Origin of the sequence: Maribacter sp. UBA3344 (genome assembly GCF_002362375.1) — a bacterium.
Taxonomy (GTDB): Bacteria; Bacteroidota; Bacteroidia; order Flavobacteriales; family Flavobacteriaceae; genus Maribacter; species Maribacter dokdonensis.
In genome coordinates this window covers 145,114-159,274 of sequence record NZ_DERI01000008.1, presented here as the reverse complement: position 1 = coordinate 159,274, position 14,161 = coordinate 145,114, and the positions used below count along the sequence as shown (strand labels likewise).

At 35.0% G+C, this 14,161-nt stretch carries 17 protein-coding genes; 8 read left to right on the top strand and 9 right to left on the bottom strand.

Annotated features, from left to right (window positions below):
• The 4 genes from B2Z27_RS03850 to ribD are packed head-to-tail and all read right to left on the bottom strand — an operon-like array spanning position 1 to position 3,211.
• Positions 1 to 603, bottom strand: coding sequence for an IMPACT family protein (locus B2Z27_RS03850; protein ID WP_286812648.1), 603 nt, complete (start codon positions 601 to 603; stop codon positions 1 to 3).
• Positions 604 to 624: 21 nt separating this feature from the next.
• Positions 625 to 1,506 carry an EamA family transporter gene (locus B2Z27_RS03845; RefSeq protein ID WP_286812647.1) on the bottom strand — a complete coding sequence of 294 codons (882 nt, stop codon included), beginning with the start codon at positions 1,504 to 1,506 and terminating at the stop codon, positions 625 to 627.
• A complete protein-coding gene (locus tag B2Z27_RS03840) occupies positions 1,507 to 2,112 on the bottom strand; it encodes an HAD-IA family hydrolase (RefSeq protein WP_286812646.1) in 606 nt (201 codons plus the stop codon).
• The gene (gene ribD, locus B2Z27_RS03835) at positions 2,105 to 3,211 is read right to left on the bottom strand and encodes a bifunctional diaminohydroxyphosphoribosylaminopyrimidine deaminase/5-amino-6-(5-phosphoribosylamino)uracil reductase RibD (protein ID WP_286812645.1); all 1,107 of its coding nucleotides are present in this window, start codon (positions 3,209 to 3,211) and stop codon (positions 2,105 to 2,107) included. The genes B2Z27_RS03840 and ribD overlap by 8 nt, the downstream gene beginning before the upstream one ends.
• 77 nt (positions 3,212 to 3,288) lie before the next feature.
• Between ribD and B2Z27_RS03830 the strand changes: the two genes are divergently transcribed.
• Genes B2Z27_RS03830 through B2Z27_RS03805 form a run of 6 tightly spaced genes read left to right on the top strand, consistent with a single transcriptional unit; the run spans position 3,289 to position 8,762 of the window.
• Positions 3,289 to 3,774, top strand: a complete 486-nt coding sequence (locus tag B2Z27_RS03830; protein WP_286812644.1) for a GNAT family N-acetyltransferase — start codon at positions 3,289 to 3,291, stop codon at positions 3,772 to 3,774.
• A 2-nt stretch (positions 3,775 to 3,776) separates the two neighbouring features.
• Positions 3,777 to 4,646 (top strand): peptide chain release factor N(5)-glutamine methyltransferase, encoded by an 870-nt coding sequence (prmC, locus tag B2Z27_RS03825; protein ID WP_286812643.1) that lies wholly within the window; start codon positions 3,777 to 3,779, stop codon positions 4,644 to 4,646.
• The gene (locus tag B2Z27_RS03820; protein WP_286812642.1) at positions 4,643 to 5,224 is read left to right on the top strand and encodes a TIGR00730 family Rossman fold protein; all 582 of its coding nucleotides are present in this window, start codon (positions 4,643 to 4,645) and stop codon (positions 5,222 to 5,224) included. Before prmC ends, B2Z27_RS03820 begins: the two co-directional genes overlap by 4 nt.
• A 5-nt stretch (positions 5,225 to 5,229) precedes the next feature.
• Positions 5,230 to 7,221, top strand: a complete 1,992-nt coding sequence (ligA, locus tag B2Z27_RS03815) for an NAD-dependent DNA ligase LigA (RefSeq protein ID WP_286812641.1) — start codon at positions 5,230 to 5,232, stop codon at positions 7,219 to 7,221.
• A 6-nt stretch (positions 7,222 to 7,227) separates the two neighbouring features.
• Positions 7,228 to 8,466 carry a cation:proton antiporter gene (locus tag B2Z27_RS03810; protein ID WP_286812640.1) on the top strand — a complete coding sequence of 413 codons (1,239 nt, stop codon included), beginning with the start codon at positions 7,228 to 7,230 and terminating at the stop codon, positions 8,464 to 8,466.
• Positions 8,463 to 8,762, top strand: a complete 300-nt coding sequence (locus B2Z27_RS03805) for a hypothetical protein (RefSeq protein ID WP_286812639.1) — start codon at positions 8,463 to 8,465, stop codon at positions 8,760 to 8,762. The genes B2Z27_RS03810 and B2Z27_RS03805 overlap by 4 nt, the downstream gene beginning before the upstream one ends.
• 8 nt (positions 8,763 to 8,770) lie before the next feature.
• On the opposite strand, the gene B2Z27_RS03800 is transcribed toward B2Z27_RS03805, so the two are convergent.
• Entirely contained in the window at positions 8,771 to 9,196 is a 426-nt protein-coding gene (locus tag B2Z27_RS03800) for a hypothetical protein (RefSeq protein WP_157681161.1), read from the bottom strand.
• Positions 9,197 to 9,400: 204 nt separating this feature from the next.
• Here B2Z27_RS03800 and B2Z27_RS03795 point away from each other — a divergent pair, with 204 nt between their 5' ends.
• Both B2Z27_RS03795 and B2Z27_RS03790 read left to right on the top strand, forming a co-directional pair.
• Positions 9,401 to 10,543, top strand: coding sequence for an MFS transporter (locus B2Z27_RS03795; RefSeq protein WP_286812638.1), 1,143 nt, complete (start codon positions 9,401 to 9,403; stop codon positions 10,541 to 10,543).
• A gap of 59 nt (positions 10,544 to 10,602) precedes the next feature.
• Positions 10,603 to 11,355 carry a helix-turn-helix domain-containing protein gene (locus tag B2Z27_RS03790; RefSeq protein WP_286812637.1) on the top strand — a complete coding sequence of 251 codons (753 nt, stop codon included), beginning with the start codon at positions 10,603 to 10,605 and terminating at the stop codon, positions 11,353 to 11,355.
• Positions 11,356 to 11,425: 70 nt separating this feature from the next.
• Here B2Z27_RS03790 and B2Z27_RS03785 read toward each other — a convergent pair whose 3' ends face one another.
• The 4 genes from B2Z27_RS03785 to B2Z27_RS03770 form a co-directional block, all read right to left on the bottom strand.
• Positions 11,426 to 12,040: a fumarylacetoacetate hydrolase family protein gene (locus tag B2Z27_RS03785; RefSeq protein ID WP_210706346.1), complete on the bottom strand. Its 615-nt coding sequence runs from the start codon at positions 12,038 to 12,040 to the stop codon at positions 11,426 to 11,428.
• A gap of 121 nt (positions 12,041 to 12,161) precedes the next feature.
• Positions 12,162 to 13,004, bottom strand: a complete 843-nt coding sequence (blaOXA, locus tag B2Z27_RS03780; protein ID WP_286812636.1) for a class D beta-lactamase — start codon at positions 13,002 to 13,004, stop codon at positions 12,162 to 12,164.
• Positions 13,005 to 13,168: 164 nt separating this feature from the next.
• Positions 13,169 to 13,357 (bottom strand): hypothetical protein, encoded by a 189-nt coding sequence (locus B2Z27_RS03775; protein WP_286812635.1) that lies wholly within the window; start codon positions 13,355 to 13,357, stop codon positions 13,169 to 13,171.
• Between the two features lie 371 nt (positions 13,358 to 13,728).
• Entirely contained in the window at positions 13,729 to 14,079 is a 351-nt protein-coding gene (locus tag B2Z27_RS03770; protein WP_286812634.1) for a hypothetical protein, read from the bottom strand.
• Positions 14,080 to 14,161 lie beyond the last annotated feature (82 nt).

The window sequence follows — 14,161 nt, the reverse complement described above, 5'->3', positions numbered from 1 at the left end:
TTAGACGTTTGCCTTGATTTCTAATTTGTGATGTGCTTTAAAAAGTTTCATTGTTTTTTTTAAATCACTTTTATTTACAGCTAAAATCATTTTGCATTTCAAATGCAAATCTTGTGATACTATGGTTAGTTGGTGTTTTTTGACCAAACGCATTACGATGTCCATTTCTGAATATTCAAAAGTAACGGTTAGTTCTTCTTGTAATACTTTGGTAATTATTGCCGCATTTTCCAATGCTAGCTTTGCAGTTTCCTTGTAAGCACTGATCAATCCACCAACACCTAGTTTGGTGCCGCCAAATATTCGTACTACGGCAACTAGAATGTTGGTTACATCAAAAGATTGTATTTGCCCATAAATTGGCATACCGGCAGAATTGTTGGGTTCTCCATCGTCATTGGCACGATAAGACTTGGATTCAACACCCAATTGCCATGCGTAGCACACATGGTTGGCGGTTGGGTATTCTTTTCTTAATGCCTCTATGTGTTCTTTTATACTGTCTTCGTCGGAAACCGGAAAGCAATACCCGTAAAATTTACTTTTTCGCTCTTTGAACAATAGGGGGTCAGAAGGTTTTGAAATGGTTTTATAGGTGTCCATATACGTAGTGCCAAGCAGAATTTAAAGGTACGTCATTATTTTAGGGCCAAAAGCCACTAGAATAATACTGAAAATTGCCAAACCTATACCAAACCAGTTTTTAATGCTTAATTTTTCTTTAAACAATAGTATGCCTAAAAGCGTGGAGAACATTACAATGGCCACATTGTTAATAGTAAACACAGATGCACTGTTCCAAGTTGGGTGCTGTAAAGCTTTTAATAAGAAATATATGGAGAAGTAATTGGGGACACCTAAACAAATTCCACCAATAATATTTTTGAAATTTATTTTTAATCGTTGTTGGGTGGATTTATATCCGATAAAAAATAAGCCGAATATTCCTGCCGATGCAAAAACCGTTGCGGAGAACAGTGCGTACTCTTCTTCGGGCATATGTGCATCTTGAAAGTATTTTATGCTTGTGTCTATTATGCCTGATCCTAGAAAAACTAAGACCGGTAGGGCAAATGCCCATTTTTCAGCTTTTATTTTGTTTTCCTTTAAAGAAGTGAAGTAAACGGCCAACAATGCGAGAATTATTCCTAAAATTTCTAATAAGCTTAAAACTTCCCTGTAGAAGAACACTCCAAACAATACCGGAATGGTGAGAGACATTTTAGTGGCAACGGAAGCTACGGATACACCTAGCTTTTGTGAAGTGGCTGCCATTAAATTAAATATTAGTATGAATAATAGACCAAGAAGTAGGCTTCCCCAAAACCAGCTCTTTTGGGGTATGTCATATACATTGATCGGTTCTTTATAATATAGTAAGCCGACAATGCAAGCAATGAAGTAGTTAGTGATAATGGCATAAATTGTTTGTACCTGATACTTGGCATATAATTTAAAAACCACAAAGATTAAGCTGGAGAAAAGAATACTGAACGCTAAATACATTTATACTATGCGGCTTAAAGTTTCTAAAACATCTTCTTTTCCTACTTGAAGATTCCAACACTGTATTCCTAGTTTAGACGCGCTATCTGTGTTTTCTTTGGTGTCATCAATGAAAAAAGTTTCTGATGCGTTCAAATTATTATCGCTTAGCACCTTTTCATAAATATTGGCATTGGGTTTTCGCATTTTCATTTCTTGTGATAGGTAGAACACCTCAAAACAATTTTTAAACCTTAAAAATCGCTCCATTCCCATAGACTCCTTAACCTTGTCAATGTGAAGATCGTTAGTATTGCTCAACAAGAACAGTCGGTATTGATTGTTGGCTTTCAACTTTTCAATAAACTTTAGGCGTTCTTCAGGAAAGTCCAGTATAATGGAATTCCAGGCATCTATAATCTGAGTTTTAGAAGCGTTGGTGAAAATGCCTTGCAGTTTTTCAACAAACACGTCAGACGTTATTAAGCCCATTTCATATGACTTGAAAATGGCATCTAAATCCGGAGTCAATTCGGTAAATCCAAATTTTGCCATTTCTATTAACGGCCCTTGTTTGTCAAGATTGATAAATATATCACCAAAATCGAAAATTATATTTTTAATCATTTCTAAGTATGGTTAGTTGGTCGGTCAAAATTTCCATTTGTTTTATTATTCGTCCTGTGGGTTTTGGAGCTTTTATTCCTTTTTGAAATTCGGATGCTCCTCTGAAGATTCGAGCTTCGTCCCATAAGTCAGCATCAATAAAACTTTGGAATGTTTGTGATCCGCCTTCAATAATGACACTTTGTAGCTGCTCTTCAAACATCAGATTACATAATTGCTGCGGTAATTGAGATTCAAAATTCAAAATTTTATAGGTAACTCCTTTAGTGTACTTTGTGGTATCTGCTATTTGTGTACATACTATCGTTTTTTGCTGTCCATCTAAAACATGAAAATCTGTAGAAATCCTTAAATTTCTATCAAGAACAATTCGTGTAGGTGCTTTTCCCGTCCACTGTCTAATATTCAATTGTGGGTTGTCAGCTAACACAGTGTTGGTGCCTACTAGTATACCTGGTTCTTCACTACGCCATTTATGTGCCAATTGACGAGATTTGGTGTTTGTAATCCAATAGGGCTTCTTTTCTTCTTCTCGTTTTATAGACTCTGGAGCAATAAATCCGTCAGATGTTTCCGCCCATTTTAAAATAATGTAGGGTCTCTTTTTTGTAAAAAAAGTTAAGAATCGTTTATGGTGTTCTGCGCAATCTTGTTCTAAAACACCAACATTTACTTCGCAACCCGCCGCTTTCAATTTTTTTATACCATTACCGGCTACTTTTTCATGAGGGTCCTTTAACCCAATGACAACCTTAGGTATTCCCATTCTTACGATTAAATCCGCACAAGGTGGAGTTTTGCCATAATGAGAGCAAGGTTCTAAGGTTACATAAATAGTAGCATTTTTGAGTAGCGTACTGTCTTTTACCGAGTTTATAGCATTCACCTCGGCATGCGAACCACCGTAAGCACTGGTAAACCCTTCACCAATAATTGTGTCATTATACACAATTACTGCACCTACCATGGGGTTGGGCGCTGTAGTACCCAATCCGTTTTTTGCAATTTCAATACACCGTTGCATATATTTCTCATCTGCAGAAAGTGCGTTTGATTGAGATGGTATTGAATTTGTAGAATCAAGATTATTAATGGACATCAAACTTTACCTTTATACGCATATCACGTATCTTCACACCTCAAAAATAGTACTTTAAAACCTATTGCATAGTTCATATGGAAAATGTCGTGATACGTGAAATTAAAAAGGAAGATAACCCGCAAGTTGCTAGGGTAATACGGCAGGTGTTGGAAGATTTGGGAGTGCCAAAAGTGGGCACGGCCTATGAAGACCCTTCATTGGATAACATGTATGAGCATTATAATAAACCCAAGGCCACTTATTTTGTGATCGAAGAAAATGGTTCAATTTTAGGCTGTGCCGGTGTTGCACAATTAGATAATTACAATGGTAATATTTGTGAGCTTCAGAAAATGTACTTTTTGCAAGAAGCCAGAGGCAAAGGGGCGGGTCATAAAATGATCAATGTATGTTTGGATAAAGCCAAGGAATACGGTTTTGATGCCTGTTATTTGGAGACAATGCCCTATATGGAAGCTGCCCAAAAATTGTATAAGAAAATGGGCTTTGAATATATAGATGCCCGTATGGGGGATACCGGTCATTATTCCTGTCCTGTATTTATGCTTAAAACATTGTAATTGTGCTGTTAAAAGAAGTAAAGAATATTTTTCATGCAGAATTAGACGCTATCTATGGTAAAGATGAAGTAAACAGCTTTTTCTATCTACTTATTGAGCACTATTTTGAATTAGAGCGTTTTGTTTTGGCGTTACAACCTAATCTTAATATAGAAAAAGAACAAGAGACTATCTTGTTTAAGGCGTTGTCCGAATTGAAGTTACATAAACCTATTCAACATATTACAGGTATAGCATATTTTATGGATTTGGACTTTGCCGTAAATGAACACGTATTAATACCTAGACCAGAAACCGAAGAATTGGTTCGTTGGGTGTTGGATGATGTCAAAGAAGTAAAACATTCCTTAAATATCTTAGATATGGGTACAGGTAGTGGTTGTATTCCTATTTCGTTAGATAAAAATCTGTTGGATGCTAAAGTGTACGCTTTAGATGTTTCGCCCCAAGCCTTAGTGGTTGCTGAAGAAAACAATAGAACGCTTGGTGCAAATGTTACGTTTGTTAAGGCGGATATGTTGTCCTTACATTCTAAAACGGCAGCAAAAGAATTAGATCAAAAATTTGATATTATTATTTCCAATCCGCCATATGTACGCGAATTGGAAAAAGCAGAAATGCAAAATAATGTAATAGACCATGAGCCAAGTTTGGCACTTTTTGTTCCAGATAAAGACCCGTTAAAGTTTTACAAGGCAGTAGTAAATTTTGCATCTGAACACTTGAATAAAAATGGTTGTCTGTATTTGGAAATCAATCAGTATTTAGGAGAAGAAACTAAGCAAATATTGCAACAATCTAATTTTAAGACTATTGATTTAAGACCAGATATGTTTGGTAATGACCGTATGATAAAAGGAATAAGAAAATGAAAAGTATTGTAGTGTTTTGCGGTAGTAGTGAAGGTATTGTTTCTGATTATGGCGTAAAGGCATATGAACTGGGAGAGACTTTTGCAAAGAAAGATATACAACTTGTATATGGTGGAGCCAAAATTGGCATTATGGGTAAAGTTGCAGAAGGTGTTTTAAATAATAAAGGAAAGGTAATAGGGGTAATTCCTGTATTTTTAAAGAAAAAAGAAGTAGTTCATAAGGGGTTGACAGAATTGATAGTCACCCAAAATATGCATGAACGCAAATTGAAAATGCATGAACTATCTGACGGAATAATAATGCTCCCTGGAGGATTTGGTACTTTAGAAGAGTTTTTTGAAATGTTGACTTGGTCGCAGCTTGGGTTGCATCAATACCCCATAGGAATTTTGAATACCAATGGTTTTTACGATTCCCTATTACAAATGATGCATGACATGGTCCAGAACGGATTTGTTAAAAAAGAACATTTAAATACTATATTGGTAGATGATACTATAGAAACCCTATTGGATAAAATGGAAAACTATATACCATTGCCTACACCAAAATGGATCAATAAAGAACAGCTTTAAAAATTATGAAGGCAAAGATTGAAGAACTAAGAAAAGAGTTGCGAGAGCATAATCACAATTATTATGTGTTAGATAACCCGACCATTTCAGATTATGAATTCGATATGAAATTGAAAGAATTACAGGATTTGGAAGCTAAACATCCTGAATTTTATGATGCCAGTTCGCCATCATTACGTGTAGGTGGTATGATCACCAAGAATTTTGCAACCGTAGTTCATGAACATAGAATGTACTCTTTAGATAATTCATACTCTAAAGAAGATCTAGAGGATTGGGAGAAACGTATTCAGCGTAATTTGGGAGACGTACCTGTTGAATTTACTTGCGAGTTAAAGTATGATGGCGCATCTATCAGTATAACTTATGAACAGGGTAAATTGGTAAGAGCGGTTACCCGTGGTGACGGAATTCAGGGAGATGATGTTACCAATAATATAAAAACCATTAAATCGGTTCCGCTCCAGTTAAAAGGAGATTATCCAGATAAGTTTGATATACGAGGAGAAATAGTATTACCGTTCGACGGATTTCAGAAAATGAACGAAGAACGCATTGCCAATGGAGAAGAGCCGTATATGAATCCGCGAAATACGGCATCGGGCAGTTTAAAACTTCAAGATAGCAGTGTGGTTGCACAGAGACCATTAGATTGTTTGCTGTACAGTATTGTAGGTAGAAACCTGAATATTGACTCTCAATTTCATATGTTGGAGAAAGCACGAGAATGGGGTTTTAAAGTACCAACTGTTGCCAAACTTTGTAAAACTACAGATGAGGTAATGGCATTTGTTGAGGAGTGGGATGTAAAACGCCATGAGTTGCCTTATGAAACCGATGGTGTGGTCATTAAAGTAAATAGCCTTCAAAACCAAGAAGAGCTCGGTTTTACCTCAAAAGCTCCGCGATGGGCAATGGCGTATAAATTTAAGGCAGAACAGGTTTTTACCACTTTAAATGAAATAACCTATCAGGTAGGGCGTACTGGCGCAATAACCCCGGTAGCCAATCTAGAACCGGTATTATTGGCAGGTACAACGGTAAAAAGAGCATCGTTACATAATGCCGACCAAATAGAAAAATTGGATATTAGGGTAGGCGATACCGTATTTGTAGAAAAAGGCGGAGAAATTATCCCTAAGATTATATCGGTAGATCTCACGAAAAGACCAGCAGATTCTCAACCAACGGAATATATTCATGAATGTCCAGAATGTGGTACCGAGCTTACCCGTACAGCGGGTGATGCCAAACATTATTGCCCAAATGAATACGGTTGTCCGCCACAAATAACCGGTAGAATTCAGCATTTCATTTCTAGAAAGGCAATGGATATTGAAGGTTTGGGTGGCGAGACGGTAGAATTACTGTTTAAAGAAGGGTTGATAGACGATTATGCCGATTTATATAAACTCACCAAAGAAGATGTTTTGCCCTTAGAACGAATGGCGGAGAAGTCTGCCGAGAATTTAGTAAACGGAGTAGCGGAATCTGTAAAAGTACCTTTTGAACGTGTGTTGTTTGCTTTAGGTATTCGTTTTGTAGGCGAGACCGTGGCTAAGAAGTTGGCAAAAGCATATAAAAACATAGATGCTTTAAAAGAAGCGACGCTAGAGCATTTAACTTCTGTAGATGAGATAGGGGAGCGCATAGCGCAAAGTGTCATCGACTTTTTTGCGAACGAGAAGAATATAGATGCCATAGAAAGATTGCGAAGCTTTGGCGTACAATTATCAATATCTGAAGAAAAGTTACAAAACCAGACCGATACCTTGGTGGGTAATACCTTTGTGGTTTCCGGGGTATTTGAGATTTTAAGTAGAGATGAGCTTAAAAAGAAAATAGAGGATAATGGTGGTAAAGTTGGGTCATCTATATCTTCTAAAACTAGTTATTTGGTTGCGGGAGATAAAATGGGACCTAGTAAGCTTGCAAAGGCGGAAAAACTGGGTATACCCATTATCAGTGAGCAAGATTTTATAAACATGTTAGCATAGATCATTATGGATATTTTTACAATAATTTCAGTACTTGTTTTTCTTTCGGCAATTTTTGGATATATAAATGCCCGCTTTTTAAAACTACCCAATAGTATTGGCTTAATGTTGATTACAATTGTGTTTACTTTGGCTGTGTTTGCTATTGGCTATATAGACGATACGTTAATAAACGCAGAGCGTTACATTATTACACAGATAGATTTCAAGTCTGTTCTGTTAGATATAATGTTGAGTTTCTTGTTATTTGCAGGGGCGCTGCATACCAATTTTGAACAGCTGAAAGTACAACGTTGGCCTATATTGGTGTTCTCTACACTAGGTGTTTTGGTGTCTACCTTTTTAGTGGGGACCAGTATGTATTATTTGTTGCAGTTGTTGGGTATGCAGATCAATTTCATTTACTGTTTGTTATTCGGATCTCTTATATCACCAACAGATCCTATTGCCGTTTTGGGAATTTTAAAAAAGGCTGGTGCACCAAAAAAGTTGGAAACCAAAATTGTGGGAGAATCATTGTTCAATGACGGAGTAGGAGTCGTTGTATTCTTAACGATATTTCAACTGGCATCTGCAACCGAGGTAGCTGTATCTCCATTAGATATTATAGAACTATTTGGAGTTGAGGTAATTGGCGGGTTGGCATTAGGTCTGGCCCTAGGTTGGGGAACGTATAAGTTAATGCGATCTATTGACGATTATGATATAGAGGTGATCATTACATTGGCAACGGTAATGGTGGGTACATTGATAGCACAGAAATTCCATTTATCGGCACCTTTGGCAATGGTAGCTGCAGGTTTGGTAGTTGGTAACGACACCGTTCGTAATTCTGCCATGTCAGAGACCACGGAGACCTATGTAGATAAATTTTGGGAGCTTTTGGATATTCTGTTGAATACCTTGTTATTTGTATTGATAGGGATGGAAATGCTGGTACTGACATTTAAAACAGAATATATTATTGCAGGTTTATTGGCAATTCCGCTAGTATTGATTTGTCGCTATCTTTCATTAATGCTTCCTATTAAATTCTTTGAAAAGAAGTTGGATTTTGTACCAAGGACCAATTTGGTCATGACATGGGGAGGATTGCGTGGTGGTATATCTATAGCATTGGCATTAGGTCTTTCAGATGACATGCATAGAGACGCTTTTTTAGTGATAACCTACATAGTTGTGGTGTTCTCGATAATAGGGCAAGGCTTAACCGTTGAAAAATTGATTAAAAGCGTAGTGAAATGATACCTAAGACCTATCTTGAATTTGAAAAGAGTTTGGAATTCACCAATGTGCCAAAAGACTGGTCAAACGGACTAAAAGCTGCTTGGTACGATGCCAAGGGCGATTGGGAAGCTTCTCATAATATTGCACAAGATATGCACAATGAACTTGGTAGTTGGTTGCATGGCTATTTACACAGAAAAGAAGGTGATCGGTTTAATGCGGGATACTGGTATAGATTAGCGAATAAAGAATATCCCACAATTACCTTAGACGAAGAGCTTAAGGTAATTGTGGAGTTTATTATTGAAAATTAAGTTTAGTACTAATTTGTTTCCTCCAGTTCTATTGCATGTGTTACCTCACCACTTCCTCTAGAGTCTTTGGCTTTTACTTTGAAAACGGCATTGCCATTAAAGTCTGAATTAAATCTTATAGTAGCAATAGATTTAGAAGTAGAACCGGTTGCACTTTCTTCGATATTAATAATTTCCATACTCCCAGACTCAATAGTCCATGTGAAAAGAGCAACTCGAGCGTTATATTCTGCGGCAAACGTTATGGTTTCGTTTGGCAAAGCATAGTCTGCACCATTCAAACAAACCTTAACTCCTGTAGGTGAAAAGTCTCCTAAATCGCATGTGGTAACACTTTTTGGGTTTAAACTTGAATCATCATTGTCATCATTTGAACATGAAAATTGAAATGTAGTTATGACGATTAGAAATAATAGTTTAATCGACTTTTTCATTGGTGCAGTTTTAAATTGGTTATAGTGGGAAATAATAACTCTAAAATAGGAAAAATAGTACATAGAATTATCTGTTCAACATTTTTTATATGTTATAATTCCTTTGTAGTTGTAGTTGTAGTTGTAGTTGAAAGTTTCCATTTTGGTCTATCATTTTAGAAAATCGGCAAAGTTCCTTGAACGAAGATGCAAGAACTTTGCAGTATGAAAAAAATATCAAATTTCGGAATATTTACACTGCTGTTCGTCAGTAGTTTAACGATAATGGTAGGTACGGTGATAGCACCTTCATTATCAGGAATAATGCAACATAAAGACCTAAGCTTTTCACCAAGTTGGTTAATTACCTTACCATCATTGGGTGTTGTGGTTTTTGCACCGATTATAGGACGCACCTTGAATAAACTGGGAGCATTAAAACTGTTGTTTTTTGGTTTAGTGCCTTATGCGTTTTTAGGAGTTATTGGCGCGTTTATAGATAACGATTATGTTTTAATTGTTGATCGGTTTTTATTGGGTGGGGCAACGGTTGCAGTTCAGGTTTCCGTAACAGCTTACATTGCAGAAAAATTTAGCGGTGAACATCGAATGAAAATGATAGCTTGGCAAGGAATGGCAATTGAGTTAGGTGGTGTCGTTTTCTTGGCAATTGGGGGTGTTCTGGGTGAACTAAATTGGCAGTATCCTTTCTATATTTATCTGGTTGCATTGATCTGTTTGATATTAGTTTTAAAGGCATTGCCCAAGGTAAATAAACATGTAGTTGATGAATCATTGAAAACGATAGTAACCAAAAAAGATAAGCAAGGAGTCAAAGTAATATTTATTGCGGCTCTTTTAGCAATGATGTTGTTTTTTATAGGATTTGTAACCCTACCATTATATTTACCATCTGCTTTTAATTTTAGTGAGTCGGAAACCGGCTATTTAATGTCCTTTATATCGCTGATTGCCATTATTACTGCGAGCCAAATGCCTAAAATGGTAAAATGGTTTGGAGACGGAAGAACGGTAGCGCTTGGTTTCTTATTCTTTATGCTTGGTTATTTGGTTCTGGCAACTACCATGAGTATACCGTTTTTAGGGTTAACAGCACTATTTATAGGAATTGGTTTTGGGTTTACGATCCCATTATTAAATCACATGATGATAGAGGTGAGCAATGCTCAAAATCAAGGTAAAAACTTAGGGTTGTTTTCAATGGGCGTTTTTGGAGGTCAATTTCTATCTACGTTTGTGGAATATATTTCTAACAACTACATGGCAATTTACGGGGTTTCAGCGGTATTTGCATTGTGTATAGGTGTTGTTATATTTTTTAGTTTTAGAAAATTGAGAAAAGATTAGGGTTACTGAATTCTTATTACTTTTATAGACTTCTATGAAAGTTTATGAATTTGAATACCTTGAAAACTAAAATTAAGATTGATTTAAATTTCGATACAAAGACGGTGTTGTTATCAGGTAATTCTATGGGTATTTACTTTGAGTTTTATTCGGTTAATAACATTATTGTACATTTTAAGCCTTTAAATGAATTGTTTAAAAATAGTGTTTACACCGGTAATAGCGGTGTGCTTTTAAATTTTGAGCGCGATTTAATAGATGAAGATGATGTAGAGTACGCATTAGATGTTATGTCGCTTTTTAATAAATACCCTCAATTAAATGTCAGATCTGAAAAAGAAGTAGCTCAGGTAAAGAAGTTGATTGAGATGTTGAAAGATGAGTATTTTGGAGAGAACGTATCTTACATAATGCTTAAAACATTATTGAAAGTACTCTTGTTACATTTAATTCGGTTTCAGAACAATGAATTGTTGCCACAAGACATTCATCAAAAAAGAGTGTTTCAGTTTTTAGAACTGATGGAAATTAATTTTTTGAATGAAACCAATGCAGAATATTATGCAAATCAATTAGGGATAAGTAAAAAGCGATTAAATCAGGTGCTTCAAGAAAAGTTGAACCTTACCGCAAAACAAGTGATACAGCAAAGACAAATAACAGAGGCAAAACGCAAACTTATAAGAAGCGAGATCACTACAAAGGAATTGGCTTTTGACCTAGGGTTTGAGTCTATAAGCAGTTTTTCCCGCTTTTTTAAAAAGAATGTGGGTGTTAGTCCAACCGCTTTCAAGGCTCAGCAAAAATCTTAAAATTTAAATTTGGAGCAAAAAAAATCGGAATTACTAAGTAATCCCGATTCTTATAATGCTATAAAAGCAACTAGATCATTTTAAAATCCAGAAGAATTTCTCCTTCTATGGAAGCTTGTAAATGGTCTCCTTTAAAAGTTTCACCTGCACCAACAGCTGGCGTTCCGGTAAAAATCATGTCGCCCGGATTTAAGGTCATAAAAGTAGAAACAAAACTGATGATTTCTGCAAAGTTATAAATGATGTAACCGGTGTTGCCAACTTGCTTCTTTTCACCATTGATGACCAAATCAAAGTTAATATTATCCAATTCGGGAAAATCGGAAATAGGTTTAAAACCAGAAATAGGTGAGGCACCGTCAAAACCTTTGGCCAAAGCCCATGGACCTTTCTTTTCTCTGCTGGCAGTAAGTACATCCTTTGCAGTATAGTCTATTCCAATACCTATTTCAGAAATGTATGAGTTTGCTTCCTCTACAGAAACGTTTTTAGCGGTTTTACCGATTTTCACGACCAATTCTACCTCATAGATCAATTGATTGGTAATCGCAGGGAATTCAACATCCTTGCTATCCGTTACCAATGATGAATCTGGTTTGGTGAATATTAGTTGTACATCATTTTTTAAATCATCAATTTCAGATTTATCTAAAACATAGTTTTTGCCAATGCCTATAATTTTCATTACTGTGGTGTTAGTGTATTATTAATTTTGAAGTGAAATTAAACAATCTGGCGAGTAATATTTATTGTTTTAATTGAAATCACATTAACATCATTTTTTGTTTAAAGATGAGGTATAAATGTTATGATATAGCATTGATTGTTTTAAGCGCCGATATGGTAGCTTCTTTTCTAATAGCATTAAATTCTTGTATATTGATCGTGTCACTCTTTGGTTCAAGATTAGTAGCAAAGAAATAAACATCGTTGCCTACTTCTATATACCCAACGAACCAGCCATTATATTGATTGTTGGCAATAGATAATCCGGTTTTTCCGCTAAGTGTAAAAGCGCTATTTTCATCAATGAGCAAAATGGTCTTTACAATCTTTGTTGTTCTTTTGGATATGGGAAGCTTATTGGTATAAAATCGTTTTAAGAAATCTATTTGTTGCATTTGGTTTATTCTAGATTCGCCTTCTAGCCAAAAATCGGTAATGTTGGAATCATCAATTTTTAAATTGCCATATTGCAATTTATTTACATACTGGTTCATTTGTTGAGGTCCAATTTTTGACGCCACAGACTGATAACAAGGAACGCAAGAAAACTGAAATGCATCACGTAAAACTAAATCTTGCTCCCAGAGATCTAACCATTTTTGTTCTCCATCCCATTTAAATATTGTTGAATCGCTTTCAATAACTCCCGTTTCCAATCCAATAATAGTATTTGTGATTTTAAAGGTTGATGCTGGCAGTTTACCTTGTAATGCCCAATCAAAATTATTGGAATAGTAGGTGTCTTTAGTGAGGTTGTAAATTACAATAGAACCGTTAGCATCTGCTTTATCAATTATAGTTTGAATTTCAGACTTTTTAATTTTATCTATTTTCCTCTCAACGGTTGCCTCTTCTTCAGCCTTCTTTTGTTGTTTACAAGAGGTAAAACAGATGAATAAAAATAAGAGTAAATGTAATTTCATGAGGTAAATGATTGGATAGAACAACGATGATTAAATATAATCAATCGGTGTTTAATCATTTACGGAAAATACTTTTGAATTAAATGTAAAGCAATAAAAAAGCGACAGTGAATGAACATTGTCGCCAAATGATTTAAAATCTATTGAAGTAAATAAAAATGTGGTTAGTAAAGACTACCCATTGCATCTATTCTCTTTTCAAGATATTCTTCTTTACTATTTTTCAATTGATTTTGCTTTGCTAAAGCTGTCAACTTAAGATTGTTTTTAATGGAGAATTTAAGCTTCATATATTTCTCTTGTAAAACACCAAGATGATCCTCAAGCCCTTCAGAATGGATGTTTAATTGCATAATTTTAAAATTTAGATATATTCTAAGGTAAAAATTAATTATCTGAATATCATTTAATTACAAGTAAATAAAGGGGGCAAGAACAAGAAATGCGAATATGATTATATTTGGCAGGTTTAATTATTGAACTTACTTTTTAAGGGTTCATTTTTTGATAATTTAGATTTACGGTATTCGTAGGTTTTGAATTAATACTTCAATTCAACATCTTTTCCAATTTCAACTACAGCTTCCGTACGTTTACTTTTTTCACCATTGGACATTACAAATACATCGATATAAATATTGTTCCCATACCAAGAAAAACCAGATTTGTTAGAGGCATCTTTTATTTCGATTATTTCATAAGGTGGACCAATATTTTTGTCAAATTATCCAATTGTCAACGAAGATTTATTTAAGGCTGTTTGATAAGAATTGTCTCCTGTAAAAGTTGATGAAATTACTATGGTTTTTAGTCTTTCTGTAGTGTCGTCGAAATAGAGAAGAATACGGTCATACTTTGTATCAAATACCTTGTATAAATTAATATCCTTAGGATGGTATTCAAAACTTAAAAATCCTTCCGGAGCATCATTTGTTTGTTTTAAATTATCAAATTTTTTCTTTTTAGTTCCAATTTTAATAGACTTAAAACCGTCAAGCTTTAATAAATTTGTTTGCTGTCCAGAAGAATATAGAGAAAGAAAAAAAGCTAAGATTAATATTGTTTTTCTAGTCATGAATAGGTTTGTGATTTAACATAATTAAAAACTGATATCTTGAAAGTTACAATTTTCAATAAGTAATATTATTCAACAAATT

What these genes read in the sequence shown, in the direction of transcription:
- B2Z27_RS03850 (WP_286812648.1), bottom strand. Translation starts at nt 603, where the DNA reads ATGGACACCTATAAAACCATTTCAAAACCTTCTGACCCCCTATTGTTC.
- B2Z27_RS03845 (WP_286812647.1), bottom strand. Translation starts at nt 1,506, where the DNA reads ATGTATTTAGCGTTCAGTATTCTTTTCTCCAGCTTAATCTTTGTGGTT.
- B2Z27_RS03840 (WP_286812646.1), bottom strand. Translation starts at nt 2,112, where the DNA reads ATGATTAAAAATATAATTTTCGATTTTGGTGATATATTTATCAATCTT.
- ribD (WP_286812645.1), bottom strand. Translation starts at nt 3,211, where the DNA reads ATGTCCATTAATAATCTTGATTCTACAAATTCAATACCATCTCAATCA.
- B2Z27_RS03830 (WP_286812644.1), top strand. Translation starts at nt 3,289, where the DNA reads ATGGAAAATGTCGTGATACGTGAAATTAAAAAGGAAGATAACCCGCAA.
- B2Z27_RS03820 (WP_286812642.1), top strand. Translation starts at nt 4,643, where the DNA reads ATGAAAAGTATTGTAGTGTTTTGCGGTAGTAGTGAAGGTATTGTTTCT.
- ligA (WP_286812641.1), top strand. Translation starts at nt 5,230, where the DNA reads ATGAAGGCAAAGATTGAAGAACTAAGAAAAGAGTTGCGAGAGCATAAT.
- B2Z27_RS03810 (WP_286812640.1), top strand. Translation starts at nt 7,228, where the DNA reads ATGGATATTTTTACAATAATTTCAGTACTTGTTTTTCTTTCGGCAATT.
- B2Z27_RS03805 (WP_286812639.1), top strand. Translation starts at nt 8,463, where the DNA reads ATGATACCTAAGACCTATCTTGAATTTGAAAAGAGTTTGGAATTCACC.
- B2Z27_RS03800 (WP_157681161.1), bottom strand. Translation starts at nt 9,196, where the DNA reads ATGAAAAAGTCGATTAAACTATTATTTCTAATCGTCATAACTACATTT.
- B2Z27_RS03795 (WP_286812638.1), top strand. Translation starts at nt 9,401, where the DNA reads ATGAAAAAAATATCAAATTTCGGAATATTTACACTGCTGTTCGTCAGT.
- B2Z27_RS03785 (WP_210706346.1), bottom strand. Translation starts at nt 12,040, where the DNA reads ATGAAAATTATAGGCATTGGCAAAAACTATGTTTTAGATAAATCTGAA.
- blaOXA (WP_286812636.1), bottom strand. Translation starts at nt 13,004, where the DNA reads ATGAAATTACATTTACTCTTATTTTTATTCATCTGTTTTACCTCTTGT.
- B2Z27_RS03775 (WP_286812635.1), bottom strand. Translation starts at nt 13,357, where the DNA reads ATGCAATTAAACATCCATTCTGAAGGGCTTGAGGATCATCTTGGTGTT.
- B2Z27_RS03770 (WP_286812634.1), bottom strand. Translation starts at nt 14,079, where the DNA reads ATGACTAGAAAAACAATATTAATCTTAGCTTTTTTTCTTTCTCTATAT.